Origin of the sequence: Pantoea sp. YR525 (genome assembly GCF_900116775.1) — a bacterium.
Classification (GTDB): Bacteria; Pseudomonadota; Gammaproteobacteria; order Enterobacterales; family Enterobacteriaceae; genus Pantoea; species Pantoea symbiotica.
In genome coordinates, this window is sequence record NZ_FPBU01000007.1 from 71,915 (window position 1) to 96,469 (window position 24,555).

A 24,555-nucleotide genomic window follows, 5' to 3' on the forward strand; every position below is an offset into this window, starting at 1 on the left:
CTGCTCAAAATTAAATTAGTTGTTAATCAATTTGACAGCCCGTTTTTAACTGCTCCCCCTCCCTGATAAGCCCATTCATAACGCTTTAAATTATTAATAAAACCTTTTTTTTATTTTTATGAATTATCACCATCACGCCTGTTCAAGTTCAAGGTTTGTACTACTTTTTAATGTAAGGATTTTGTTAACCAATCATTTTCAGATGTAACTGACAATTTAGTTGATACAAAACAATCCATTAATACTGTTTCCTGGCGGGAATACCTATGAATATTGTGTATAGGTTGGTCTGGAGTCATGTTACCAACGGGCTTGTTCCCGTGCCCGAGATCGCAAAAAAATGCAAAAAATCACAGCGTGGTCATTCTGCCATTATTTTGCTCAGCACGTTGATCCTTGGACTTTGTAATTCCATCACCGCCAACGCGGTAGATGTTAATTGGTCTGATGCTTATCCAACCTATATCTTCCCGAATAATCAAGGAATTAACTATGATTCAGTACTGAATACTGGCGTGGCTTTTACGCTTGATAATCAGTCTTTACCGAATCACTTCGCAGCAGGCAGCACGTTAAATATTCTCGGGCCTTTGCCGCTGATTGCCAGTGGCGTAAATGGCAATGCAACCTCGGTTTCAGTACTGGATGCTTTACCCGGCGGCAGCAATCCAGGCAGGATAACGGTTATCACCGCCACCGATGCCCAAGGCAATACCACGCCAATTACTGCGGATAACATCAGCCAATATACCTATTCCCCTTCCCCTGCCAATCCACAGCAAAACCAGGAATTGAACGTCGAAATTCCTGGTCTGGAAGGCAGCTATCAGATTATTAACACCTATGATTCCAGCACTTTTGTTTCTGCCGATGATACGCCGGTAAGTAATCTGCTGTTGCCCGTTTACGTTCCCACCTCATTCCGCATTTACAATAATTTGGGTATTGCCGCTATCGCCGCCACCGGTGGTACAGCGAATATTAACATCGGTGCTGATACGGCGGGCACCACGCCCATTGCCGCCGCCGCCAATACCCTTGAGCTTTTGGCTAAAAATACGCAGCTGGCGAAAGCGGATGGCAGTGCAGCAGCGAGCAGCCAGGTTAACTGGCTATCTGATAATTATCTTCATTTCAGCCCAGCTGCGGTTATTTCCAGCGATAGCCAAAACGTCAGTGCGCAGAGCGCACAATATAATTTCACGTTGACTTTGCCTAACTACATCCAGGTTGGACAACAGGTATTTCAAGCGGGATCGAAAACCTTCAACATCACATCTTCAGCGGACATCGCCGAGGTCAATGACTATCTGACCGGCCAGAATAGCTATGCCAGTAAGCCGCAGATTCAGTATTGGCTCACCGCAGGTGCCACGGTAAATGGTGAAGTGGTGGATTCCGCGCCCGAAGCGCAGGCGGTGTACAACCGAATCATCACCGGGTTGCTGGCACAGCAGCAGCAAACCAGCATCAATCTTAGCTATCACGTGTGGAATGACCTTGCCGCGCACAGCAACAACGCCACTCTGCCGACTGGTGACCTGAATGTCATTTACGCCACCGGAGCCAATGCCCGCGGCACCGTTACCGGCAGCGGTTCATTGGCTGTTGATGGCGCATCGGCCGTTATGCGCGGAGATGCGGGTGCTGTGTTGACGAACAATGGCACGATTAACCTCTGGCGTAGCTCTGCTGCCAGTCCGAATGCCATTGGCATGTTGGTCAATAATGCCAATGCGATCAATAACGGCACCCTCAACGCTGGGCTATTTATCGAGAAAGATGGCAGTAATCAAAACATCAGTAATGCCGGCAGCGTAGCAATGCAAGGTTCAGGTGCCAGCACACTGACCAATACCGGACATATCAATGTGGCGCTGACGGACGCCACCAGCGCCAATGCCATCGGTATTCACGGCGCGGGAAGCAGTGTGGTGAATAATGCGGCAGGTGCCACCATCGTCGTCACCGGCAATAGCCGAAACACCGAGGGCCGGGCAGCGGGTACAGCTATTTATGCCGAACAAGCCGCCAGCGTCACCAACAGCGGCAACCTCTATATTGGTTATACGCCGATAGTCGATAGCAGCTTGCCAACTTCAGTGGTGATGACGGGCGGTGGCGGCCTTTCCGCAGCAATATACTCCAGCAGCAGCGGCGCAATTTTAAATACGGGTACCCTCTCTCTCGGCGAAAGCACCCGTAATGCAGTGGGGATCCTGATGGATCACGCCAGCGGATCGGCGATTAACAACGGCAACATTAACGTGCTCGGTAAACTGACCAACAGTGCAGCGGCGAGTAATTACGGCCTGTATGTGATCGACAACCCGGGAAGCGTAACCAATAACGGCAACATCTTCGTCGATGGTGATAACAACATCGCCATCTATCTTCAGGCACGCACCACCGCAGCCAGCGTCACGTCATCTGCCAGCAGTAACATCACGGTTGGCAGCGCAGGCGATACTGGCGGCAGTGATGGCGATGTTTACACCTACCGTAACTATGCGGTCTACGCCGAAGGGCTGAATAATCAATCGGCACAGGTCGATTTACAAGCCACCATTCGCCTGCTGTCTGCCGGTGCGATAGGCGTGCACGCGCGTGGCAATGCACAAATCGATGTGGGGAATTCGGCGTCACTGACCTTTGAGAACGACCACCAGATTGGTTATTACGCCTGGGGTAATCAGGCAAAAATCAACGTTAACAATGCCAACGTCAATGATAACGGGCAGGCAAACTCCGTGCTGTTTGCCGTCGATAACGGTGCCATTTTCAACGGAGATAACGGCAGCGGATTGCCTTATCAACTCACGGTAACGGGTGATAACTCAACTGCGGTGATCGCCAATGGCGTAGACGACAAGAATACCGATGATACCGCTGATGATGTGGCGACCTCGCTCACTACAGGACCGGCAACGATTCGGGTTAACGGTGAAAATGCTGTCGGCGTACAGGTGTCAGGCGGTGCGGTTGGCACCATTAACGACGGCGGCATTATTCTCGATCACGACAATACTACCGCCGTCAAAATTGATGGACGCAATTACAATATCAACGGCACGCCAGACAGCGATGAGCGCGTGACCAACGTAACGTCGTCTGCCGCCACCACATCCTTATCAGCACAAACCGGGATTGTGGGTTATGACGTGTCACACGCCGGCAATCTGCTGCTCAATGGCCTTAACGGTATCAATCTAAACGGCATCAACGGCAAAGGCATCTGGCTGCATGATGGCGGCACGGCTACGGTGAATGCACCGGTCACGGTGCTCGGCAGCAATAACATTGGCGTGAGCATTGATAACAGCGGTGTGCTGACCAACAACAATGCAATCTCAGTGGGCGGCGCCACCAACAGTGGCAACGTCGGCATTCATGTGCAAGGTGCGGGCGCCGTAGTGAACCGCTTAGGTAATGTCACGGCAAATGGCGGATTGGCGGCGGTACAACTAACAGGTACGGGTGCATCACTCGCCATCAACGGTAGCGACAACCATATTGTCGCATCGGGCGGCGCTGACGGTGTGCGGATGGACAACGGTGCCCGCAGCTTTAGCGCCGCCAATACCACCATTGATATTGCTGATAGCGGTGCAGGCATCAATAACAACGCCAATACGGCCAATATCAATCTGACCAACGTCAGCATCAACGCTTCAGATGGCCCGGCGATTCGTACCGCCGTCACCTTCAGTGCAGAAGGCAGCGGCAACATCCTGAACGTAAGCGGGAGCGGACAGGGTTTTGCCTTTGAGACCGCGACGGGGTCCGCTACTAGCGGTGATCTTACGATTGGCAATGGCTATACCATCAATGGAACGGGTAGCGGCAGCGTTGGCATTCTGGCTAATACCGATGGCCGTGTCAGTTCCGGCGCGAATATCACCATGGGAAACAGCGCGGGCGCGGCGATTGATGCCAGCAATGCCAGCAGCGTGAGCAACAGCGGCAACATCCTCACCAGCAGCAACAGCGGCAGTACCATTCTGGCGCAGAATGCCGCCGAGTTTGGCAATACTGGCACCATCACCAGCAGCGGGACCAGTAACAGCAATCCACTAGTGGTGATGAACGGAAGTGCGGCAAGCCGCACCATTACCAATAGCGGCAGCATGAGCAGCGCCAGTGCGAATGCGACGGTGATTGATGCCTCCGGCGCGGGAAATACCACGCTCAGCAACAGCGGCAGTTTGCTGGCATCCAGCGCCACGGCTCAGGCAATATTGACCGGATCGGGCTCGGATACCATCACATTGAATGGCGGCACGACGCGCGGTGAAATCACCTTGGGTAGTGGAGCTGACCAGTTTAGCTGGAGCAGCGGACTGTTCGCAGGCGGTGTCACCTTTAGCGCTAACGATGGCAACGACAGCGCTACGCTCGGCAATGTGTCGCTGGCCAATACCTCGCATATTTTGAGTGAAGGCGGCAGCAACAGTAGCCTGACGTTTAATGGAACCCAAGCCGCCGTTATCGGTTCGTTCGCCGCCGATGACCTCAGCAAAGGTACCCAGATCGGCAGCGGCTGGAGCCATGTGACGCTCGATAATGCTGATGTTCGCGTTGCTGACGATCTTGCGCTCTCCGGCACGCCACAAATCAACGTCAATAACGGCGCAATACTGCGCAGTGGCAACAATCTCAATAGCGCAGGCAGCGCCACACTGCGTAATTACGACATCACCACTGCTGGCAGCGGTAGCCAGATCATTTTTGATGGCAGCGAGGATCAAACCTACAGCGGCGTCATCAGCGGCACCGGCGGAATGACACGCAGCGGTGGCGGTTCGACGGTTTTACTTGGTGACAACAGCTACAGCGGCGCCACGCTGATTGACAGCGGCAGTGATCTAGAATTAGGCGATGGCGGCACCAGCGGCAGCCTGTCCACCGTCACTAACATTACCGATAATGGCTTATTAACCATCAATCGTGCCGACAATGTGGCGCTTAACGGTGCGATATCTGGCAGTGGATCATTCCTACAAACCGGTGCAGGTATTACGCGGCTTGGCGGCAGTAACAGCTGGAGTGGCACTACCGATGTGGCCGGGGGAACGCTGTTAATCAACGGCAACCAAAGCGCAGCAACGGGCATCACCAACGTGGCGTCGCTGGCAACGCTAGGCGGTAACGGTGTAATCGGTGGCGACGTGAGCTTTGCGGATAACAGCGTGCTGACGCCGGGTGATAACGGCACCGGAACGCTGACTATCAATGGCAATCTCAATCTCTCCCCCACCACTAACAGTCAGTTTCAACTGGGCGAAGCCTATACGCCAGGCGGCTCGCTGAATGACTTTGTTGATGTAAAAGGCAATCTGCTGCTGGACGGTTTACTTGATGTCAGCCTGACGCCGGGCGGCAGTTTCCTACCAGGCGTCTATCGTCTGTTCAATTACGCCGGTTCACTGATTAACAACACGCTGGATATCAACAGCCTGCCTCCCAACGATGGCGGCAGTTATGCCATTCAAACCACCATCAGTAATCAGGTTAACTTAGTACTCAACTTTGTTGATCCTGCCAGCGAGCTACAGTTCTGGGACGGCGGCTCAATCGCCAATCACGGTGACGGCACCAGCGGCGATGGCGCGATCGAGGGAGGAAGTGGCATCTGGAAGGCCAATATCGCCGGTGATACCAACAACTGGACGCAATCGACCGGCGTCGGCAACGCGCCCTGGTCGCAAACCGCTTTCGCTATTTTCCAGGGAACCGGTGGCGAGGTGCAAATCAGCAACGTGAATGGCCGCGTACTTAATTCCGGTATGCAGTTTACCGCCGACGGCTATGTGCTCAATCAGCTCACGCCAGCGTCGGCCTTGAACTACATCAGTACCGTGACAGACTCATTCCCGGACAGCGCACCCACACCGACTAACACCTATCAGGCACAAGGCGAATCCGTTGCCGATACCTTTTACGTTATTCGCGTTGGCGATGGTGCCAGCGGCAGTGACGTCACTACCACCATCAATGCCAGCCTGCGTCAGGATGCACTCGATAGCAGCCGCATCCGTCTGCTGAAAACCGATGCTGGCCGACTGATTCTCAACGGCATCAACGATTTTTCTGCGGGGATTGAAGTCTGGGCCGGCACGTTGCAGGTGTCGGGTAATGCCAGTTTAGGTGCACCTGATACCACATTAACGTTGAAAAACGGTGCCGCGCTGCAAGCAGGTGACGACTTCAATCTCAACCGCAGGGTTTTCCTTGATGCGACCGGCGGCGGTACGCTGGATGTGTTTGGACACGCGCTCACGCCCGAAGCCACTCTCTCAGGAGATGGTGCGTTGACCATTGTCGACAGTGCCAGTACAGCGGCCACCGGCGCGTTAAATCTCAATCAGGCCAATAGCTATCAAGGCAATACCACCATCATTGGTAAAAACGGTAACGGTCAGTTGGTGGTGAATGCCAATAACAGCGGCGTCTTTGGCCGGGCAGACAGCACCGTCAGCGTCTCCGATCGGGCGTTGCTCAATTTCAATAACAGCGCACAGGCGGAAAATCACCTGTTCAATCTTACTGATGGCGCACAGATGCAGCTGACAGACAATAGCAGCGGCGGCCTGGCCAGCGTAAACATAGATGCCCTTTCATTATTGAGCCTGAGTGATTCGGCCAATGGCGGTAATGCCCAGATCAACAACAGCGGGCGCGTTGCGTTTAGCAATGCATCACAGGCGCAGAGTGCCAGTATCAACAATCTGATCGGCGCGCAGGTGGATATCAGCGGCAGCAGCGCCCAAACCGCCATCGGCTCGCTAAGTGGCGCAGGCAACGTTGTTCTTGGCACGGCAACGCTGCAGGAAGGCGATCTCGGCCGCAATGACAGCATCAGCGGTGTTATCAGCGGCACAGGCGGAAGCCTGGTAAAAAGCGGCAGCGGAACGCTGACACTTTCCGGTGAAAACAGCTACACCGGCGCAACGCGCGTGCAGCAAGGCGTACTGCTGATCAACGGCGATCAATCTGCCGCGACGGGCCAGACAACGGTGACTAACAACGCCACCCTCGGCGGCAGCGGCCTCCTCGGTAGCGCAGTGAATGTTGAGAACGGCGGTCATCTGGCGGCGGGAAGCGATTTGGCCAGCACTGGCGTACTCACCTTGGGTGCACTGACGCTGGCAGACAATGCGCAACTTGATTATCAATTTGGCGAAGCCTACCGCGTGGGAGGCACTTATAACGATTTGATCAACGTTGATGGCGATCTGAATTTGAATGGTCAGCTGAATATCGTGCAGCCCACCGGCGGCCGTTTTGACGTTGGCGTCTATCGCATCTTTAACTACAGCGGCGCACTGACCAATAATCAACTGGAGATCGCTAACGCTCCCTCCGCCGCAGACGATCTCTACGTACAAACCTCAATCACTGGCCAGGTCAATCTGGTGAATCACGCCGGTACCCAGCTGCGTTTCTGGGATGGCACCGGCGGTGCCGCCGGTGAGATGAAAAACGACGGCGCGATTGAAGGCGGCGACGGCATCTGGCAAAACGGCAGCGGCAATGACAACTGGACAACCGACACCACATCACCAGAAGGACGCTTTAACTCGCCATTCAGCGATGCCTCTTTTGCCGTATTCGGTGGCAGCGCGGGTAACGTGACCGTCGATGATTCTGTCGGTGCCGTGGGTATCAGCGGCGCACAGTTTGCCAGCAACGGTTATGTGGTCAGCGGCGATGCCATCACGCTCAGTGCGCCAGAAACCGTTATTCGCGTTGGAGATGGCACGGCGCAAGGCGCCGCTGACATCGCTACGATTAACTCCGCGCTGATTGGCAGCGGTGCGCTGAACAAGACCGATCTTGGCACCTTGATTCTCAACGGTCAGAACCGCTACAGCGGCGGCACCCGAATCAGTGCGGGTATTCTGCAAGTGGCTTCAGATGCCAATCTCGGCGCACCTGGCAGCACGCTGGGTCTGGCGGGTGGCACGCTGCGTTATGCACAGGCGTTTGATAGCGATCGCGCGGTTGTACTTTCCAATGGTGGCGGCAGCGTTGATACGCAGACTTATGATGTGGGCTGGCAAAACGTTATCAGCGGCAACGGCGATCTCTACAAACTGGGAGGCGGCAAGCTAACGCTGAGCGGCGATAATACCTTCGCGGGAACAACCCATATTCAGGCTGGCAGCCTGCAGTTGGGTGCAGGTGGTAAGAGTGGCAATCTGGCTGGCCCTATCATCAACCAAAGTCTGCTGATCCTGAACCGTGCGGATAATTTCACCCTAAACGGCGACATTTCCGGCAGCGGACAAGTTTGGCAGCAAGGCGCAGGCGTCACCTCGTTAAACGGTAGGAACAGCTGGAGCGGCCTGACGCTGGTGCAAAATGGCACCCTGCGCGCGGCGGCAAGCAATACCCTGAGCAGTGCATCCACCCATATTGTCAGCCAGGCAGCGACCTTAGACAGCGGTGGCTTCAACCAGACGGTCTCAAGCCTGGTGAATCAGGGCACGGTAAATTTACGCAGCGGCGATGTTGGCTCAACGCTAACGGTGAATGGCGACTATGTCGGCCTCAACGGCGTAGTTAAGATCACGGCGCAACAGCACAGTCCTGGCGTGGCGGATCGTCTGGTGATCAACGGCGGCACGGCAACAGGCAGCACGCGGCTTGACATTGATGTCAGCCAGCTTGGCGAACCGACGGAAGGTGATGGCATTGTGGTGGTGGAAGCGGTGAATCGCGCTACCACGACGGCGCAAACCACCAAAGATGCCTTCAACATCGGCGGCGATGTGTTAATGGCGGGTGCCTATCAATATCAACTGTTTGCTGGCAACGCGGCGGGAGCCGGTGAAGACTGGTTCCTGCGCGCCGGTTATCGCCCGGACGTGCCTGGCTTTAACACGCTGGCGTCGATCGTTCGACAAGCCGACTTAGCCGTTCTGGGTACGCTGCATCAACGCGTGGGTGACGAGCAACCGTGGCGTGCCGATGTTGCAGAAGATCAGCAAGGCCGTTTCTGGGCGCGCTATCTGGTGAAATCGGTTGATCAACAACTCAATGATGCCGTGCACAGTCGCAGCTCTTCTAACTTCAACGGTATGCAATTTGGCAGCGATCTATATCAGAATGACCAGTGGCGCGCCGGGCTGTACACCACCTTCCTTGACAATGACAGTTCGGTTTCCGGTAACACTGGCATGGGCGGCGGTGATATCTATAACTCAACTTTCTCGATCTATTTGGGCGGTTACGCGACCTGGATCGATGACAGCGGTTTCTATGTCGATAACGTGTTGCAATACGGTCATCACAAGGTGGATTTGAAAAATGAACAAAATCGGGAAAGCGTTCACCCTGACGGCAACTCCTTCGCCGCCTCGGTGGAGATCGGCAAACCGTGGCAGTTGGGTGATAGCCGCTGGCAGCTTGAGCCGCAGGCGCAGCTGCTCTATCAGTACAGTGACTTTAACAGCGTCACGCTTAGCGGCGCGGCGAAAACCCGGGTTGATGTTGAGGCGGATGGCGCGTTGATTGGCCGCATCGGTGCGCGTTTAGTGGCGGACTACGAAACCGATTATGGCAAAGTAAAACCTTATGTGCGCATCAACGTTTGGCAAATGCTGAGTGATGGCCAGGATAGCGTGACCTATGCCAACACCGCCAACAATGCTGGCAGCACCTCATTAAGTGCCGATCAGCAATACAGCCTGACTGAAGCGGCAGTCGGCGCGACCTGGATGGTGAGCAACGAAGTGCAGGCGTACAGCGAAGTGGGTCGTTCATGGAACAACGGTGGCGACACAAAGATCGACGCCAATGTGTCGGCGTCAATGGGTGTTAAGGTGCGTTTTTAGCGGTTCAGCTTTTGCTCTTTTCCGCCGGTGGGGTAAACCAGTTCTCCTGTTTTACCAGCACTGCGTGTTCAGGCTGGCTAATAAAATTAGGCGACATAATCTGCACGCCAAATTCATTGAACACATCCTGAATGTGCCCGTGGAGTGTACTTCGAACACCCGCCAGAGATTCGCCAGCCAGAAGTCTGACCTGCAACTCATAGGCAATATACCAATCCTGCAATGCCAACTGGCGCACTATCGGCAGGATCTCATGGTTGATACCTGAAGTGCGGTTAGCCGCAAGTTCCAGCATGGCTTCAACCTGCCGCCAGGGTGTGTCATAGCCAATGGTGACACTGGTGGTCATGTTGACGCCCTCGCCTTTTAGCGTGGCACTCAGGTTAACGATTCTGCCACTAACAACCACGGCATTAGGCACGGTCACTTCGTAATTTTCTCGCGTCAGGATTTTGGTGGCCAACATGCCCACTTCACTGACCACGCCTTCGTGATCAGCAATCCTGATTACTTCTCCTTTCCTAAGCGCCCGTGAATAAGTCAGCACCAGTCCGCTCATGGCATGATTCATGACGCCTGCGGAGCCTAACGTTAGCATCAGACCAAAGAAAACACTGATGCCCTTAAATGCGAGCGAATTAGCGCCCGGCAGAAACGGATATGCCGCCGATAGCGCGAATAGCCAAATAACCACGCTGATCAGTTTGCGCGTCACGCCTACGGTGTCCGGATGCAGGCCTGGCAACTGTAACTGGCCGGTTTCCACCCGCCGCAATACCAGTCTTAATAAACGTGTGACAAGCGCGGTAATAATAAATATCAGCGCCACAATGACGATGCCGGGTAAAGCGGAAATAACTGCTAATCCTAGCCTCTGTAGCAGTTCCAGCGCGTAACCACCCAGCTCCATTCCCCAGATACGTGTCCACGGAAACAACCGCAGCACCCAGCTCAGCCAAAGGTAAACCGCCACCAAAATGGTTGATGTCATCACCGCTGCATAGAGACGCACTTCAATCGGACCGAGAAATGTGCGTAGCGCGCCTGGAATAATGCTTTTACGCCGTGCATATCGTGCAGCATAAATGCGCTTCAGCCACGCGTGCGAGCGCAGAGCAAAAAGAATAACAGCAGCCAACAACACTGCGCCCAGTAATGCTTTGGCTGTGGAGAGCAGCAAATAGTGTGAAGAATATTGTTCAGCCAGCGAAAGACGAAGAGCATCAAGACGCAACCTGACCCGCTCTGCCGCCTGCGGCAGCGTCAGGTCATCCCCTTCATCAAGGTCGCCCTGCGATAGCAGCATAAAAGCGTTGCCGTTGATGGAAAAAAGCACCGCTGGCTGGTGATAACGCACCACTTCATGCGTTTCAACTGACTGCTTCAGGTCATTATCATTGAGGGTACGCAGTAGCGTAACAATACGCTGCACCCGTTCTTCTGGCGTGGTAAAACCAAATTTAGCCTGAAGCATCACGACAGGTTGATTAAGCAGAGTCAGCGTCCGTGCCCGCTCCTGCGCCGAGGGAGCCTGACGCGGCTCAGCGCCATGGGCTTGATGCAAAGTAAACAGCATCAGGCAACAGAATAAACACATGATGGTGCGCTTCATATTCCCTCCTCAATTTGGCGTTAACGCACTACTTCCCTTGCTCAGACGCGCACTGTGCGGGGTCAAATACCGTTTTCCAGTCCTGCTTCATATCGACAACCGCCCAGCCATTTTTGGGGGCTAATTTGAGTCCGTTAACCAGTTTTCCGCTGGCGGAAGGATGTGCATCGTAAGCGTATTCCCGCGCCCCATCGGTGTGATGAACCAGCAAACCAAAGGTTTTATAGGCGGGATTCGCGGAGGTGTATTGCAGCATCGGCACATCGCCATCGCTGTTACCGAAAGCGCCAACCGGACGTCGTCCCATAAACAGATGGATAGCGACCGGCTTCATCGCTTCGTCATCATAAAAAGCCCCGTTCAGCGTTTTGCGCAGTTGCGTGCCGTTGTCCGTGAGCGAAAACTCACTGAGTGAAAATGAACCCACCACCTGCTCCGGCGGAATGCCATACATCTTCTCCGCCAGCACGCGCATGAAATCGATACCGCCGCCGGAGATGATCCAGGTTTTGAAGCCGTTGGCGCGCAGATAATCCAGCAACTGGCGCATCGGCTGATAACCTAACTGATCGTAACGACAACCAAATCGTGCATGACGATGGGTTTCAACCCAATGACTGACGCGCTGGGCATAATCGTCGGTGGTCATGCCGCTGTGGGTCAGCGTCATCAGCTTGATCAGCCCTTTCTTCCCGGCCAGCATCACGGTTTTCATGTCGTCGTTGATTACCGCTTGCACTAAGGCATCCTGTTTCCATTCAGTTTTCTCGGGTGCGAGGCGCTTGATCTCATCCAGCACAAACTGTAATTGAAAGGTCAGCGGCGCTTCAGGCCACAGCGTGCCGTCGTTATCAAACACCACAAACCGTTGATCAACAGGAATGAAAGCCTTGCCACCCGCTTGCGTGGCGCCCTTTACCCAACTTTCAATCGCCTGCTTTGATTGACCCTCATTCCAGCTACTCAGCGGATCTTCAGCAGCTATAGCCGACCCGCAATGAATTGCAATTAACAGAGCAAATATGGCGTGTTTCATCATCTTTTCCTTTTGGTCGGCGTGAGATCGGGCAGCGAGACGGTGCGCCAGTATTCACGTGTGCGTTGATACAGACGTTGCAGGCTATGAAGAAGAGAGCGCCGGAATAACATCATCAACATCAGCATGAGTAAAACCGCCGCCGCAGCGATGAGTAGCGGTTTCCAGTTGGTCGGCGCTCGCGCCTTGAGCGCTTGTTCGCTGCCAGCAGGACGTGCCGCAGCAATGCTGTAGTGCGCGCCCGATAACTCGGCGATCTGCCACTGCTGCTGGCGCGTATCCCACCAGCGCAAACGCAGCGGTGGGATGATGAGCTCGCCAGGCTGAGCAGGCAGATACCGCAAACTCTCGACGCGTTGTGCGCCGACGATCTCATCTCTGCCACTGGTCAGGTCGCTATTCTGCGGCGGCAATCGCTGGCTAGCGGATCCGGGAATGGCGTACAGCAGCTGTGGGATTTGTGCGGCAATCACCTCGGTGGCGCGCAACGTCACCACGCGTTCAATCACATCACCCACATGCAGTTGCGCATCGTCCGCCGCGCGATACAGTTGCCATTTTTGCGTGAGTTGCAGGCTGCGGGCGGGTAAAAAACGATCGGGCTGCTGAACGTCAGCGGGCCAGGCAACGGCTTTCTCCAGCATCGGCAGCGAGACGGTTTTCGGCGGCTGATTAGCAGAGCGCATCACTACATCCACGGCGGGAAAGCGCAAGGTGCCTTGATCCCACGTCAGGATCTGCCGCTCCATGCGGATACCGCTCCAGCTAATGCCCGCGCTATTGCGCGTCAGCAACTGATTCGGCAACGGGGTGTTAAGCAGGTTGCCGTTCTCAATCACCATCTCTGGCCATTGTGGCGGCGGATTAAACCAGCTATCGGTCCAGAAAGTGACGGCGATAGTTACCGGCTGTCCCGGCACCAACTTTTCCGCGGCCACCAGTTCACGCGTCATGGTCATTTCAGCGTGTGCGACAAGGCTGAACAGCGACAACAGGCAAACGAGCAATCTCTTCATGGTGCCTCCGCCGGCGCTGAGTGATAGAGATTTTCCAGCAAACCGCCGGGCGAAAGCGTGAGGTTGTTGTACCACTGTTCAGCCGAGGGCGCGGCACCGGCGACAGGTTTTAAATCCAGCTGATTGACGCCCTGCTCGCGCTTAAGATCGTGCTTGATCGCATCGGGATCTTCATCTTTTTGTTCATGCTGGTCGGCCTGACGATCGCGCTCTTTCTGTCGCAGTTGCATGATGATGCGCGCAATCTTCGCCCGGTTTTGCTGCGCCATCAGCCAATCCGGTTTCAGGCTGAGCGCCTGATCGTAGCTGTTCAGCGCCTGCTGCCAGGATTTCTGTTGCGCATAACAGTTGCCGATCCACAACAAGCTTTCCGCTGTTGCAGCGGCTTGCTGGAAAGCGCCCAGCGCCGCAACATAATCTTCCGCATAGTACAAGGCGATACCGCGTCGTAACGGATCCTGAAAATGCTGGGCGGCCGCGTGATAGTCCCCGCGCTTAAACGCCAATTGTCCCTGCACATCCGGGCGGACCCAGGCATCCAGCAGCGATGCGGAGCTATCCGGTGAATAGAGGATCAGCGGCAAGGTGAACACCAGCAGACACAGCAGTTGTTGCCGCCATACCAGCAGCAGGATCAACATCGGTATAACCAACAAATAACCGCTGTTTTTCCATTGCAGATCCGTGCGACTATTCTGCTGTGCCGTCACGCTTTGCTGAATATTGTGGCGCACCACATCTAGATCATCATCCTCAGCGGACACCAGCGTCACCGGCATCCCGGCATCACGTGCCTGCTCAAACGGTTTCACGTTAAGTCGGGTATCAATGCCTTGCGCGGCAAATTCATCCGGTAACTTGCCGCCGTTGGCGGTGCCAGGCACCCAGATTTGCAGCGGTAAATCCTGTTGTTGCAGCCAGTTTACTTCCTGGGATGTCAGATGATCGGCGACGAGGATGATGGCGCGCGGTGCATCCGCAGCCTGCGGCAAATTTTTCTGCGCCAGTGCAACCGCGCGTGCTAATCCCGAACCCTGCGCCTGCGGCACCAGGGTCGGTTGCTGCGCCTGTAAAAACAGCGTGAAAAAGTCAGCATCGCTTGTCAGCGGCGTGGTGAGCCAGGCATTGGCGCTATAAACCACCAAACCAAAATGGCTGCCGGGCATCTGTGACATCAGCGCGGCAATTTTTTGCTGCATACGTTGATGCCGATTCGGCGGCAGATCCTGCGCCAGCATGCTGATGTCCTGCTGCAAAATCACCATCACGTTGTTTTCGGGCGTGAACGCTGCAGGCAAATCACGTTGCCAACTCGGCGCAGCCAGCGCCAGCACGCCAAAGCCGATGAGCCACGGCAACACGTTCCGCGCACGCAGGCGCTGCCCTTTTATTAACGCCGCCGCAAAGGGCTTTTCCATGATGCGATGCCAGCCGCTGGCGGAACGTTGGGAGAGAAAGTAAAGCAGCGGGCAAAGCAGTAAACCCAGTAAGCGCCAGGGATAGAGGAAGTGGAAATCGCTCATACGCGTCGCCTCGCAAGCGTGCTGATGCTCACAAACAGCAGCAACAACAGAAGCGCCAGAGATAATGGCCAGACAAACAGCGGACGATGCCAGGATAATCCCAGCGTTTTCACCTGCTCCGGCGTCTGGGCATCAATTTGCTGCCATACCTGCGCCAATGCATCGCGGTGCGTGGCGGCTTGCCAGGCGTGGCCGCCGGTGATCGCGGCAATGTCAGTCAACAAGCCGGTATCCACTTTGTCTTCCTCACTGCTGTTCTCATCACCAAAGGCAATGGTATGCACCATCACGTGATGTGCGGCCGCAAGCTGTGCCGCGACTTTCGGGTCAAGTTTCGAAGCGGTGTCATTACCATCCGTCAGCAGAATCGCCATTTTGGCCGCATCCGTTTCCAGGCTGTTATCCAGCAGTTTTACCGCCACGCCCAGCGCATCGCCAATCGCAGTTTGCTGGCCAATCATGCCTGGCGCCAGCTGATCAATGCGCGACTGCAGCGCCTGTTTGTCCTCACTGATCGGCGCAAAAGGCCACGCCTGGCTGGCGAAAATCACCAGACCGATGCGATCGTTTTTGCGCTGGCTAATGAAGGTGCGCGCTGTTTGTTGCACCGCCTGCAATCGGGTTTGTTCATTCTGGCCGCTGCTCTTTTCCATCGAGCCCGACACATCAAGGATCAGCACGATATTGCGCATCGGTTTGATCAGGGTTTTCGGTGGCAGCAGATATTCTGGCCGCGCCAAGGCGCTAACCAGCAAGATCCACAGCGTCCAGAACAGCAATTGTGGCCCCCAACCCGCCTTCGGCGCTGCCAGATTCAGCTGCAGCGCTTCCGCAAGCTGAGGTAAAAAAGGCACCCGAACCTGTTCACTCTCCTGCGGCTGCGGGGTGATTAAAAAACGCATGAGCAACGGCACAAACAGCAGCACGCCTGCCCACGGCCAGGCGAAATCAAGGCGAGAGAACCATTCAGACATCAGGCAGATTCTCCAGCCAGCGGCGCATTTGCCGGGCGACGCGCTGATAAGTCTCCACCTCCAGCTGGTTGTCCGGCTGGCAATAGCGCTGGCACATCAGGAGGCGCAACTCGTCATCCAGCGTGGTTTGCGCCAAAAGCTGTTGCGGCGTTCGCCACTGGCTGACTTCCGCACGCGAGTGCTGCACCAAAAGCACCTGTTTCACCCATCTCATCCACTCATCAACTTGCTGCTGACCCAGCTGTTGGCGCGCCTCGCGACGCCAGCGATTGCGGCGATAGCGCGCCAGCACGTGCAATAGATAGATGACAACGGCCAGCGACAGCAGCACGCCCAGTACTATCCAGCCCGGCGGCAACGGAAACCAGGAGACATCGGCTGGCAGTGCGGGATGCGCCAGTTCTGGGATGCTAAAACCTTTTGCCAGCATGTGCGTCCTCCTGCTGGAGCTGCGGCAGAACGGGCAAACCGCTGACGATGGTTTTTACCGTCACGCCAACACGTTGCAAACGACGCTGCTGCAGTGATAGGCGCTCGGTAACGCGTTGATTAATGCGATCGCTGAGCGTTGCCGACAGCGGTATCACGCTGCTGACCTGCTGGTAATAGGCGCTAAGTTTCCCCTGCGCAGGCAGGCGGCGATGAAGATCATCCAGCGTTACAAAGGCGGTGATGTCGCAGCGGCGGCGCAGATGCGCCAGCACCGCATCGCAGTGCGCATCCAGATCGTGAAAGTCACTGATGATCCCCAGCCAACTGCCGGACGGCAGCAAGGTGACGATACGTTGCAACGCATCCGCTAAGCTGATTTTTGATGGTCGATCCTGCGCATAGTGATCAGGCAGCAAGGCGTTCAGGCGCTGAATATCGTTGAGGATTGGCATCAGGTTGCGTTTCGGCGCGCGGCACGGATGCAGCGCCAGTTCATCATCGCCGAGCACCGCGCAGCCCAGACGGTCGCCGTCGTGCCAGCTGCGCCAGGCGAGCAGTGCGGCGGTGTAGCCTGCCGCCACCGATTTCATCTGGCAACGCGTGCCGAAATACATATCCAGGCGTTGATCGACGAGGATAAACACGGGACGCTCGCGCTCTTCGTTGTAGAGGCGAATCCACGGCGATCGCAGACGCGCCGTGGCTTTCCAGTCAATCAATCGCACGTCATCACCGGGCTGATAACGGCGCAGGCTGTCAAAATTCAGGCCGCGCCCTTGCTGGCGCGATACGCGCTCGCCGGTGAGCGCACCGGGCGGAATTTGTCCAGGCGGATTATCGAGCCGTTGCGCATCCCCGGCCAGCGCCATCAGGTCAGCCATTTCCAGCGTCAGCGGCGGCGACATCACGCCACCACTGCGCTAAGCAGCATTGAGATCGCCTGATCGGGCGTACAGTTATCGGCATTCGCCTGATAACTCAGCAACAAACGGTGACGCAGCACCGCCGGGGCGATACGTTGAATATCTTCTGGCAACACGGCATCCCGACCATCCAGCCACGCACAGGCGCGACCACAGCGATCCAGCGCCAGCGTGCCACGCGGGCTGATGCCAAGACTGATATAACTGGCAAAGGCTTCGCTAACCTGATCGGGATGGCGCGTCATCTCCACCAGATTAACAATGTATTGCTCAACTGTCGGAGCCACGTAAATGCTGGCGATTTCACGCCAGCACTCGGCAATATTCTGCTGGCTAATGCTCAATGACGTTGTTTCTGGAGCGCGGTTTTCCTGCTGATATTTCGCCTGCTGTTCTGCGCGGACCAGCTGCATCACCAACTGCTCATTCTCTTTCGATGGGTAATCGACAATCACCTTCATCAGAAAACGGTCCAATTGCGCTTCGGGTAACGGCCATGTGCCTTCCTGATCGACCGGGTTTTGTGTCGCCAGCACCATGAAAATGCCCGGCAGCGGCCAGGTTTTCCCTGCGACGGTGACGTGGCGCTCTTCCATCGCTTCCAAAAGCGCCGACTGCACGCGCGCCGACGCGCGGTTGATCTCATCGGCGAGGATAATGTTGCCGAATACCGGGCCAGGGCGAAAACGGAATTGGTCTTCTTCGCGTGTGGCATTTTGCTGATAGATTTCGCTGCCGGTAATGTCGGAAGGCAGCAGATCTGGTGTGAACTGAATGCGGCAGAATTCGCCTTCGATGTGACGCGCCAGTTCCCGCACCGCACGCGTTTTCGCCAGACCCGGCAAGCCTTCCAGCAGCACGTGACCGTCACACAGCAAGGCAACAATTAACATCCGTACCAGCTCCTGCTGTCCAATCACCTGCTGATTCATGCTGGCTTCCAGCGCCAGCAGCTTGTCACGGTTATTCATCATGCAGGTTCCACCGTCTTTCGTTGCAACAGCGTGGCGATGCCCACCAGAATCGGCTGCGCATAATCAAAGAATGCCTTGATGCCGGGACAGAGGTAATTCATGCCCAGTTCCCCTTCCTCGCTTCTGACAATGCGGTTTTTCGGGCATTCGCCATAGCAGAGTTTCAGATAGGGACAGCGTTTGCAGGCCGCTGGTAAAGTATCGCGCTTGCCTAAACCAAAGGCTTTTTGTCGTTCGGAAAAGGCCATGTGCGCCAGTTTGGTGCTTTGCACATTGCCTAACTTGTATTCGGGATAGACGTAGTGATCGCAGGAGAAGATGTCGCCGTTTTTCTCAATCGCCAGACCTTTGCCGCAAAACTCTGAGGTGATGCAAATCTGCGCTGGCATGCCCATGGTTTGCGCCACGGCGGTTTCAAACAGGTTGACCTGCACGCGACCCAAATCGTTGTTTACCCACTCTTCAAACACCGCAATCAGGAAGCGGCCCCAGTCATCCGGATCGACAGACCAATCGGTAACAATCGAATCGAGGTCGCCGGGACGCGCGCGGCGAGAACCGGTAACCGGAATGGTGTCGTCTTGCCAGAACTGCGGTGCGGTTTGTTTGAAATCCACCGGCTCAACGCAGGGATTGAACTGGATATAAGTGGCACCCAATTCGCGCGTCAGAAAACGGTAAACCTCAAGCGGGAAGCGGGCGTTGGTGCGGTTAACGGTGACTAAGGCATTGAATGGCACGCTATGGCGTTTCAGCGCCGCAACGCCCGCCATCACTTTCTCAAAAGTGGGCTTACCGCTGCGCGTCACGCGGTAGCGATCGTGCAGTTCCGCCGGGCCATCGATTGAAATGCCGACTAAAAAGTTGTGCTGACGCAGAAAGCGCGCCCAGTTGTCATTCAGCAGAATGCCGTTGGTCTGCAGATCGTTTTCAATCCGCTGACCTGGCTTCTGGTATTTCTTCTGCAGCACGACGATTTTTTCGAAATACGCCAACCCCATTAGCGTGGGCTCGCCTCCTTGCCATGAGAACACCACCTGTTCGCCATCCTGGCTGTCGATGTATTGCTTAATGAAGGTTTCGAGCACCTCATCGCTCATGCCGCTGTGACGATCCTGCTCCAGCAGCTGTTCTTTATGCAGGTAAAAACAGTAGTTGCAGTCGATATTGCAACGCGATCCGGTGGGTTTCGCCATCACGTGAAAACGGCGCGTGTAAGCCGGCCCTTTGCCACTGAATTTTTCCGCCGTAGGAAGAGGTTTAACCGGCAACGTTGTGCTGTATTTCATGAACGCCTCCTGAGTACCGGGTGAAGTATTTCACCCGGCATTGTGGTCAGAGCATCAATTGGTAGCCGGACTGCCTTCCTCAATGAGTTTCGACACATCAGAAACGGTGAATGAGCCCGGTTTCTGCCGTGGCGGAAACTCTTTAAAGCTTTGCAGCATTTCAGCGGCATATTTCTGCGCACCGCCGAGCAGGAACAGGCGATCATAGAACCAGTGGTTGTAATCCATGCCATCGGTGCCTTTTTCCAGTGGATCGATTTTCAGGTCGAAAATCAGAGGCACACGTAGTTTGACGAACGGATATTTCCACACATCCATCCCGGTATGTTCCTGGATCATGAAGTGAGCTTTCCAGCGCCCGTAACGCATCGCCAGCAGATCGCCGTCATCACTCCAGTAGAAGAACTCTTTACGCGGATCCTCCTGCGTTTTACCGGTGATGTAATCGAGCTGGTTATAACCATCAAGATGCACTTTGTAGTTCATGGCGCTGGTTTTATAGCCTTTCAGCAACTGCTGTTTGATATCCGGTACGCCCGCTGCTGCCACCAGCGTTGGGAACCAGTCATTACTGCCGACAATGTCGTTGACTAAGGTGCCAGGTTTGATATGTCCCGGCCATTTAATCATCGCCGGTACGCGGAAACCACCTTCCCAGCCGGTGTTTTTCTCACCGCGGAACGGCGTGATACCGGCATCCGGCCAGGTCGCCGTCATTGGCCCGTTATCGGTGGTGTAAACCACAATGGTGTTGTCTTCGATGCCGAGATCTTTAATTTTCTTCAGCACTTCCCCGATAATTTTGTCATGTTCCACCATGCCATCGGCGTAGTCCCCCAATCCGGTCACGCCTTTATCGGCCGGTTTAATATGGGTTTTGTTGTGCATGCGCGTGGTGTTGTACCAGGTGAAGAATGGCTTGTTGGCTTTGACCTGCCGCTCCATGAAGTCGTTGTTAGCTGCCAACGTCTCTTCATCCACGGTTTCCATGCGTTTGATGTTGAGTGGACCGGTATCCTCAATTTTCCCGTCAGCAGTGGATTTGATTACGCCGCGCGGGCCGAACTGTTTCTTGTACTCCGGATCTTGTGGGTAATCCGGGTTCTCCGGTTCCTCTTCGGCATTCAGGTGATAAAGGTTGCCCATGAATTCGTCAAAGCCATGTGCGGTAGGCAGAAACTCATTGCGGTCGCCCAGATGGTTTTTACCAAACTGGCCGGTGGCATAACCGAGTTGCTTGAGGATATTGGCAATAGTGGGATCTTCTTTCTGCAATCCCTGCGGTGCGCCCGGCATGCCCACCTTACTCATCCCGGTACGGAACGGCATCTGCCCGGTTATGAAGGAGGAACGACCGGCAGTAGAACTCTGCTCCGCGTAATAGGAGGTGAACTTCGCGCCTTCGGCAGCGATGCTGTCGATATTCGGCGTTTGATAACCCAACATGCCCTGATTGTACGTACTGAGATTCCAGTAACCGATATCATCGCCGAAGATGACCACAATATTGGGCTTGCCCTTGTTTTGCTCGGGCGCGGTAGAGGGTTGATTGCTGTCCGGCGCGGCTTGTGCACTGAATGAGCAGCAGGCGACAGAGAGCATTGAGGCTAACATCGTTTTGCAAAAAGGCATTCGAGACATTTTGCACTCCACTAAATGGTAGGCCCTTGAACGGCAAGACGAATGTTGTCCGCCAGTAAATGATGCTTACATGCTCATGATCGGATCACCTCCTCGGTTACGGGTTAGAAGTTGCGGTTATAGTTCAGGGCGAAAAAATAGAGTGAAGGATGCTGGTACTCGCCTTGCAATAAAGGTGAGGCAACGCGCGAGCTTTCGATGTAGGCATACTCAAACGCCGCACCGATGCTGCTTTCAGCATCAAGTTGATAACGCGCGCCTACGCCCCAACGCCAGGTATTACCGGAAGGCATGGTCAGCGAGGTATCGTTCTGATTGCGATAAAAGCTGCTGTCAAATGCCACACCGGTATTGAATGTCCAGTCGTCGGTGGGACGGAACTGCGTGCCCAGCGCCACATGCCAGGTGTCGCGCAGACGTTCATTGTCGCCCACGCGATTTTCACCCACCACAATCTGACTATTGCTGTAGGCACTCCAGTCTTGCCAGCCGAGGTCGCCCATTAACGCCCATTGACGGTTCAGATCGTGGTAAAGGCTGAACATCACCTGTTGGGGTGTATTAACGGTGGCTGCGATGGGTAAAGTGTAAGAAGGACTATTAGTGAGTTGGTCTAACTGCACGCTACCATTGATATCAAAGTGATATTTGGTTTCGCTGGTGTATGTCAAGCCCGCGCGCGTCTCGGGGGTAAATTGATAGATGATGCCGAATTTACTGTTCAACGCCCAATCGTGGTCGGATTGCTCGTTTTCTCCGGTCGCCGTCTGACGTTTCAATTTCAGAAAGCCATAATTAATGCCCAGTCCGAAACCCATTGAAAGCGCATCATTGTATTTCCACGCGACGGATGGCATCAGCGTCATCGCGACTAACGTGCTGTATTTAATAAGATTATCGCCTGCCCAATCGCCAAAGTGCAGGCCTAATCCATAATTGCCATAAAGACCAATGCCTGCACTTAATTGATCGGTAATCGGCTGGCTGTAGAAAGCGCTAGCTCCAGGAAACCAGCCAATCACATTGCCGGGGCTGTTACCGTTCAGCAGCGCATCATCATTCAAGCCATATTTTGCTCTGCCATAGAGCATCTGGCCGCCAAGGCTCATGGTTTTGCCGGGTAGCAGCGTCATTCCCGCCGGATTGGTGAACAGGGTGGAGGCATCTTGCGCCCGCGCCGCCTGGCCCGCGCCGGCTAAACCTACATCATCAGTGGCTATTTCATACAAATACAAACCACTTGCTTGCGTAGACGCGGTTAAGCACAACAGCAACGCCAGGGAATGGATTCGTTTCATATCCTTTCAGCGCCCTATTTGATTTCTGGACAACGCACGCTAGCAATCGCATGCGAATAACCGGGTTTATCCTTTTTATCAAAGGCTTTTGCCGCCAATAAAATCGGTGAGTGGTTATTTTTTTCGCTGAGAAATAGGTTGCGAATCTTTTCGTCGGGTATGTGGTTATCGATATGACAATGTGCGCGCAAGCTTTGAATAATCTGCTGTTGTTTCAACGCAAAGGCAAGATCGTCATAGGGTGAAGCTGCATTCGTTGCGTTGCAAATAAGTAATAGCGCACCACAAGCGATGGCCCATTTTTGGCACATATCATCCCCTCCAGAGGTTGGTCAGATTTCATTCGCCCTGTGTCTATAAACCGACAAAATGTGTCGGAAGCAAAAAAAATACAGCGAACTTTATGGCCAGCATGGTGAAATGGCATGAGTTGAATAAACATTTCGCTTTAAACAGTAGTTAACGCCTTAAACTTCACAAGCTTAAAGATATGGACGAACGTGCAATTTATTAATTTTTTGATTGGCTTCAAACTTTAGCTTTTCCTGCTACCAGATCAAATGAAACCATCTATCCTTATGATTAGTAGTGAAATAACTATTATTTTCCACACACAAAACCTATCCAAAATGAAACTTTATATGAAATAATAAAATTACGTTGGAACTGAAAAATCTTTGTCTTTAGGATTATCCTTACCAGACGTTTGATAAAATCCCGATTGAAAAGAAAACTCTATCCGACAACTGGATTTGCGTTTTTCTTTAACCATGCTAAGCGCGTCGTAATTATCTGAAACATCTTCTCTTTTGAGGTTTTCACATGCTGATTATGGATGCAGGAAAAGTGAACAAAGATGTCATTCTCACCCGGACAGGCTGTATTTGGTTTCTTTGGCTCAATATCGCTTATTCACTTTACTTGTGTTTGCGCTATTTTTTCTATGATGATTTGGTGCCATCTCTGCCACCTATTTTTATTTTAAGTTTGTTGCTAATGCTGTTTTCTTGCTGGAATCTGCTACTCACCAGTCAATTGATTAAACAGCAACTTTATCTGACTCGTGCCGTATTGATGTTGTGTGCAGTTATTTATGGCGTGATTTGGGCGTTAATTTTGCATCAATTATATCGCGCCACACATGACATCGAGTGGGTGATGGTGATCTCCTTATTGGTGCTGTTTCCAGCTGTCATTGCCTTTCATCTTTCACTTAACGTGATTGCAGCCTTTGTACTGCCGATAATATTGACACTGTTTATCAACATTGCCGTGTTAAATCCTCTACATGTTCTCTTCCACCTGGTTGCTTATACGCTAGCCCTTGGTGTGGTGCTTTCCTGTCGAAACGTGATGATGGAATGGGTTCGTAAAGCCGAAGCCAGTGAACAGCAAAACGCACGGTTAATTCAAAAACTGACCCGCCTTGCCGATCACGATCCGCTTACCGGCTTAGCAAATAAACGCTATTTGCGCGAATACTTTCACGCGCGGACTGCGCAAATTGCCGCAGAATCGCAGGTTTATCTCATCATGATCGATGTTGACCATTTCAAACGCTATAACGATGTGTATGGCCATCTCAAAGGTGATGAATGTCTGGTAAAAGTGGCCCGCTGCATCAGCGATTCGGTAAGAAATGAAAGCGATCTTGCCGTGCGTTTCGGCGGTGAAGAGTTTGCCGTCTTGCTGCTCAATGCCACGCCAGAGATCGCATCACAAGTGTGCGAACGAATTAAAACCACGCTGGAAAAGCGCGCTATTCCTCATGAGAGTTCTGATACCGCTGAATGGGTAACGCTCAGTCAGGGCGCAGCTCGCTGGCAGCCAGGGATGTCACTCGATAGCCTGATTACCGCAGCCGATCAGCAGCTGTATTGGTCGAAGAATCACGGTAGAAACCAATTCTCGTTTTATTCCTCTTGAAAGCCTCATGGCGGTGCACGCTGCACCGCGCTAATGCAACGCCATCCTTGTAGACGGCAAAAAGCCTGCTTT

At 54.0% G+C, this 24,555-nt stretch carries 14 protein-coding genes; 2 read left to right on the forward strand and 12 right to left on the reverse strand.

The features are described from left to right. Window positions 1–266: 266 nt before the first annotated feature. Window positions 267–9,839: an autotransporter-associated beta strand repeat-containing protein gene (locus BM323_RS15245; protein WP_091004119.1), complete on the forward strand. Its 9,573-nt coding sequence runs from the start codon at window positions 267–269 to the stop codon at window positions 9,837–9,839. 4 nt (window positions 9,840–9,843) lie between these two features. On the opposite strand, the gene BM323_RS15250 is transcribed toward BM323_RS15245, so the two are convergent. The 12 genes from BM323_RS15250 to BM323_RS15305 all read right to left on the reverse strand — a co-directional run bounded on the left by BM323_RS15250 (window position 9,844) and on the right by BM323_RS15305 (window position 22,868). Further along, window positions 9,844–11,451, reverse strand: a complete 1,608-nt coding sequence (locus BM323_RS15250; RefSeq protein WP_091004115.1) for a mechanosensitive ion channel family protein — start codon at window positions 11,449–11,451, stop codon at window positions 9,844–9,846. Between the two features lie 28 nt (window positions 11,452–11,479). Then, the gene (locus BM323_RS15255) at window positions 11,480–12,487 is read right to left on the reverse strand and encodes an HAD family hydrolase (RefSeq protein ID WP_008107451.1); all 1,008 of its coding nucleotides are present in this window, start codon (window positions 12,485–12,487) and stop codon (window positions 11,480–11,482) included. After that, window positions 12,487–13,503 (reverse strand): BatD family protein, encoded by a 1,017-nt coding sequence (locus BM323_RS15260; protein ID WP_008107453.1) that lies wholly within the window; start codon window positions 13,501–13,503, stop codon window positions 12,487–12,489. Before BM323_RS15260 ends, BM323_RS15255 begins: the two co-directional genes overlap by 1 nt. Continuing rightward, window positions 13,500–15,026: a vWA domain-containing protein gene (locus BM323_RS15265; protein WP_008107455.1), complete on the reverse strand. Its 1,527-nt coding sequence runs from the start codon at window positions 15,024–15,026 to the stop codon at window positions 13,500–13,502. Before BM323_RS15265 ends, BM323_RS15260 begins: the two co-directional genes overlap by 4 nt. After that, window positions 15,023–16,000: a vWA domain-containing protein gene (locus BM323_RS15270; RefSeq protein WP_008107457.1), complete on the reverse strand. Its 978-nt coding sequence runs from the start codon at window positions 15,998–16,000 to the stop codon at window positions 15,023–15,025. The genes BM323_RS15265 and BM323_RS15270 overlap by 4 nt, the downstream gene beginning before the upstream one ends. Beyond that, window positions 15,993–16,430: a DUF4381 family protein gene (locus BM323_RS15275; protein ID WP_008107459.1), complete on the reverse strand. Its 438-nt coding sequence runs from the start codon at window positions 16,428–16,430 to the stop codon at window positions 15,993–15,995. Before BM323_RS15275 ends, BM323_RS15270 begins: the two co-directional genes overlap by 8 nt. Then, entirely contained in the window at window positions 16,411–17,337 is a 927-nt protein-coding gene (locus BM323_RS15280; RefSeq protein ID WP_008107461.1) for a DUF58 domain-containing protein, read from the reverse strand. The genes BM323_RS15275 and BM323_RS15280 overlap by 20 nt, the downstream gene beginning before the upstream one ends. After that, the gene (locus BM323_RS15285) at window positions 17,337–18,326 is read right to left on the reverse strand and encodes an AAA family ATPase (protein WP_036649216.1); all 990 of its coding nucleotides are present in this window, start codon (window positions 18,324–18,326) and stop codon (window positions 17,337–17,339) included. The genes BM323_RS15280 and BM323_RS15285 overlap by 1 nt, the downstream gene beginning before the upstream one ends. Continuing rightward, window positions 18,326–19,618: an anaerobic sulfatase maturase gene (locus tag BM323_RS15290; protein WP_008107466.1), complete on the reverse strand. Its 1,293-nt coding sequence runs from the start codon at window positions 19,616–19,618 to the stop codon at window positions 18,326–18,328. Before BM323_RS15290 ends, BM323_RS15285 begins: the two co-directional genes overlap by 1 nt. A gap of 54 nt (window positions 19,619–19,672) precedes the next feature. Next, complete coding sequence (locus BM323_RS15295) at window positions 19,673–21,259, reverse strand: arylsulfatase (RefSeq protein WP_091004112.1); 1,587 nt, start codon at window positions 21,257–21,259, stop codon at window positions 19,673–19,675. Between the two features lie 104 nt (window positions 21,260–21,363). Next, entirely contained in the window at window positions 21,364–22,557 is a 1,194-nt protein-coding gene (locus BM323_RS15300; RefSeq protein WP_091004109.1) for an OmpP1/FadL family transporter, read from the reverse strand. Window positions 22,558–22,571: 14 nt separating this feature from the next. Continuing rightward, window positions 22,572–22,868 (reverse strand): YicS family protein, encoded by a 297-nt coding sequence (locus tag BM323_RS15305; protein WP_008107474.1) that lies wholly within the window; start codon window positions 22,866–22,868, stop codon window positions 22,572–22,574. A 511-nt stretch (window positions 22,869–23,379) separates the two neighbouring features. On the opposite strand from BM323_RS15305, the gene BM323_RS15310 reads away from it, so the two are divergent. Continuing rightward, window positions 23,380–24,483, forward strand: coding sequence for a GGDEF domain-containing protein (locus BM323_RS15310; RefSeq protein ID WP_008107477.1), 1,104 nt, complete (start codon window positions 23,380–23,382; stop codon window positions 24,481–24,483). Window positions 24,484–24,555 lie beyond the last annotated feature (72 nt).

What these genes read in the sequence shown, in the direction of transcription:
- BM323_RS15245 (WP_091004119.1), top strand. Translation starts at nt 267, where the DNA reads ATGAATATTGTGTATAGGTTGGTCTGGAGTCATGTTACCAACGGGCTT.
- BM323_RS15285 (WP_036649216.1), bottom strand. Translation starts at nt 18,326, where the DNA reads ATGAATAACCGTGACAAGCTGCTGGCGCTGGAAGCCAGCATGAATCAG.
- BM323_RS15310 (WP_008107477.1), top strand. Translation starts at nt 23,380, where the DNA reads ATGCTGATTATGGATGCAGGAAAAGTGAACAAAGATGTCATTCTCACC.
- BM323_RS15295 (WP_091004112.1), bottom strand. Translation starts at nt 21,259, where the DNA reads ATGTCTCGAATGCCTTTTTGCAAAACGATGTTAGCCTCAATGCTCTCT.
- BM323_RS15305 (WP_008107474.1), bottom strand. Translation starts at nt 22,868, where the DNA reads ATGTGCCAAAAATGGGCCATCGCTTGTGGTGCGCTATTACTTATTTGC.
- BM323_RS15280 (WP_008107461.1), bottom strand. Translation starts at nt 17,337, where the DNA reads ATGTCGCCGCCGCTGACGCTGGAAATGGCTGACCTGATGGCGCTGGCC.
- BM323_RS15275 (WP_008107459.1), bottom strand. Translation starts at nt 16,430, where the DNA reads ATGCTGGCAAAAGGTTTTAGCATCCCAGAACTGGCGCATCCCGCACTG.
- BM323_RS15260 (WP_008107453.1), bottom strand. Translation starts at nt 13,503, where the DNA reads ATGAAGAGATTGCTCGTTTGCCTGTTGTCGCTGTTCAGCCTTGTCGCA.
- BM323_RS15255 (WP_008107451.1), bottom strand. Translation starts at nt 12,487, where the DNA reads ATGAAACACGCCATATTTGCTCTGTTAATTGCAATTCATTGCGGGTCG.
- BM323_RS15300 (WP_091004109.1), bottom strand. Translation starts at nt 22,557, where the DNA reads ATGAAACGAATCCATTCCCTGGCGTTGCTGTTGTGCTTAACCGCGTCT.
- BM323_RS15250 (WP_091004115.1), bottom strand. Translation starts at nt 11,451, where the DNA reads ATGAAGCGCACCATCATGTGTTTATTCTGTTGCCTGATGCTGTTTACT.
- BM323_RS15265 (WP_008107455.1), bottom strand. Translation starts at nt 15,026, where the DNA reads ATGAGCGATTTCCACTTCCTCTATCCCTGGCGCTTACTGGGTTTACTG.
- BM323_RS15270 (WP_008107457.1), bottom strand. Translation starts at nt 16,000, where the DNA reads ATGTCTGAATGGTTCTCTCGCCTTGATTTCGCCTGGCCGTGGGCAGGC.
- BM323_RS15290 (WP_008107466.1), bottom strand. Translation starts at nt 19,618, where the DNA reads ATGAAATACAGCACAACGTTGCCGGTTAAACCTCTTCCTACGGCGGAA.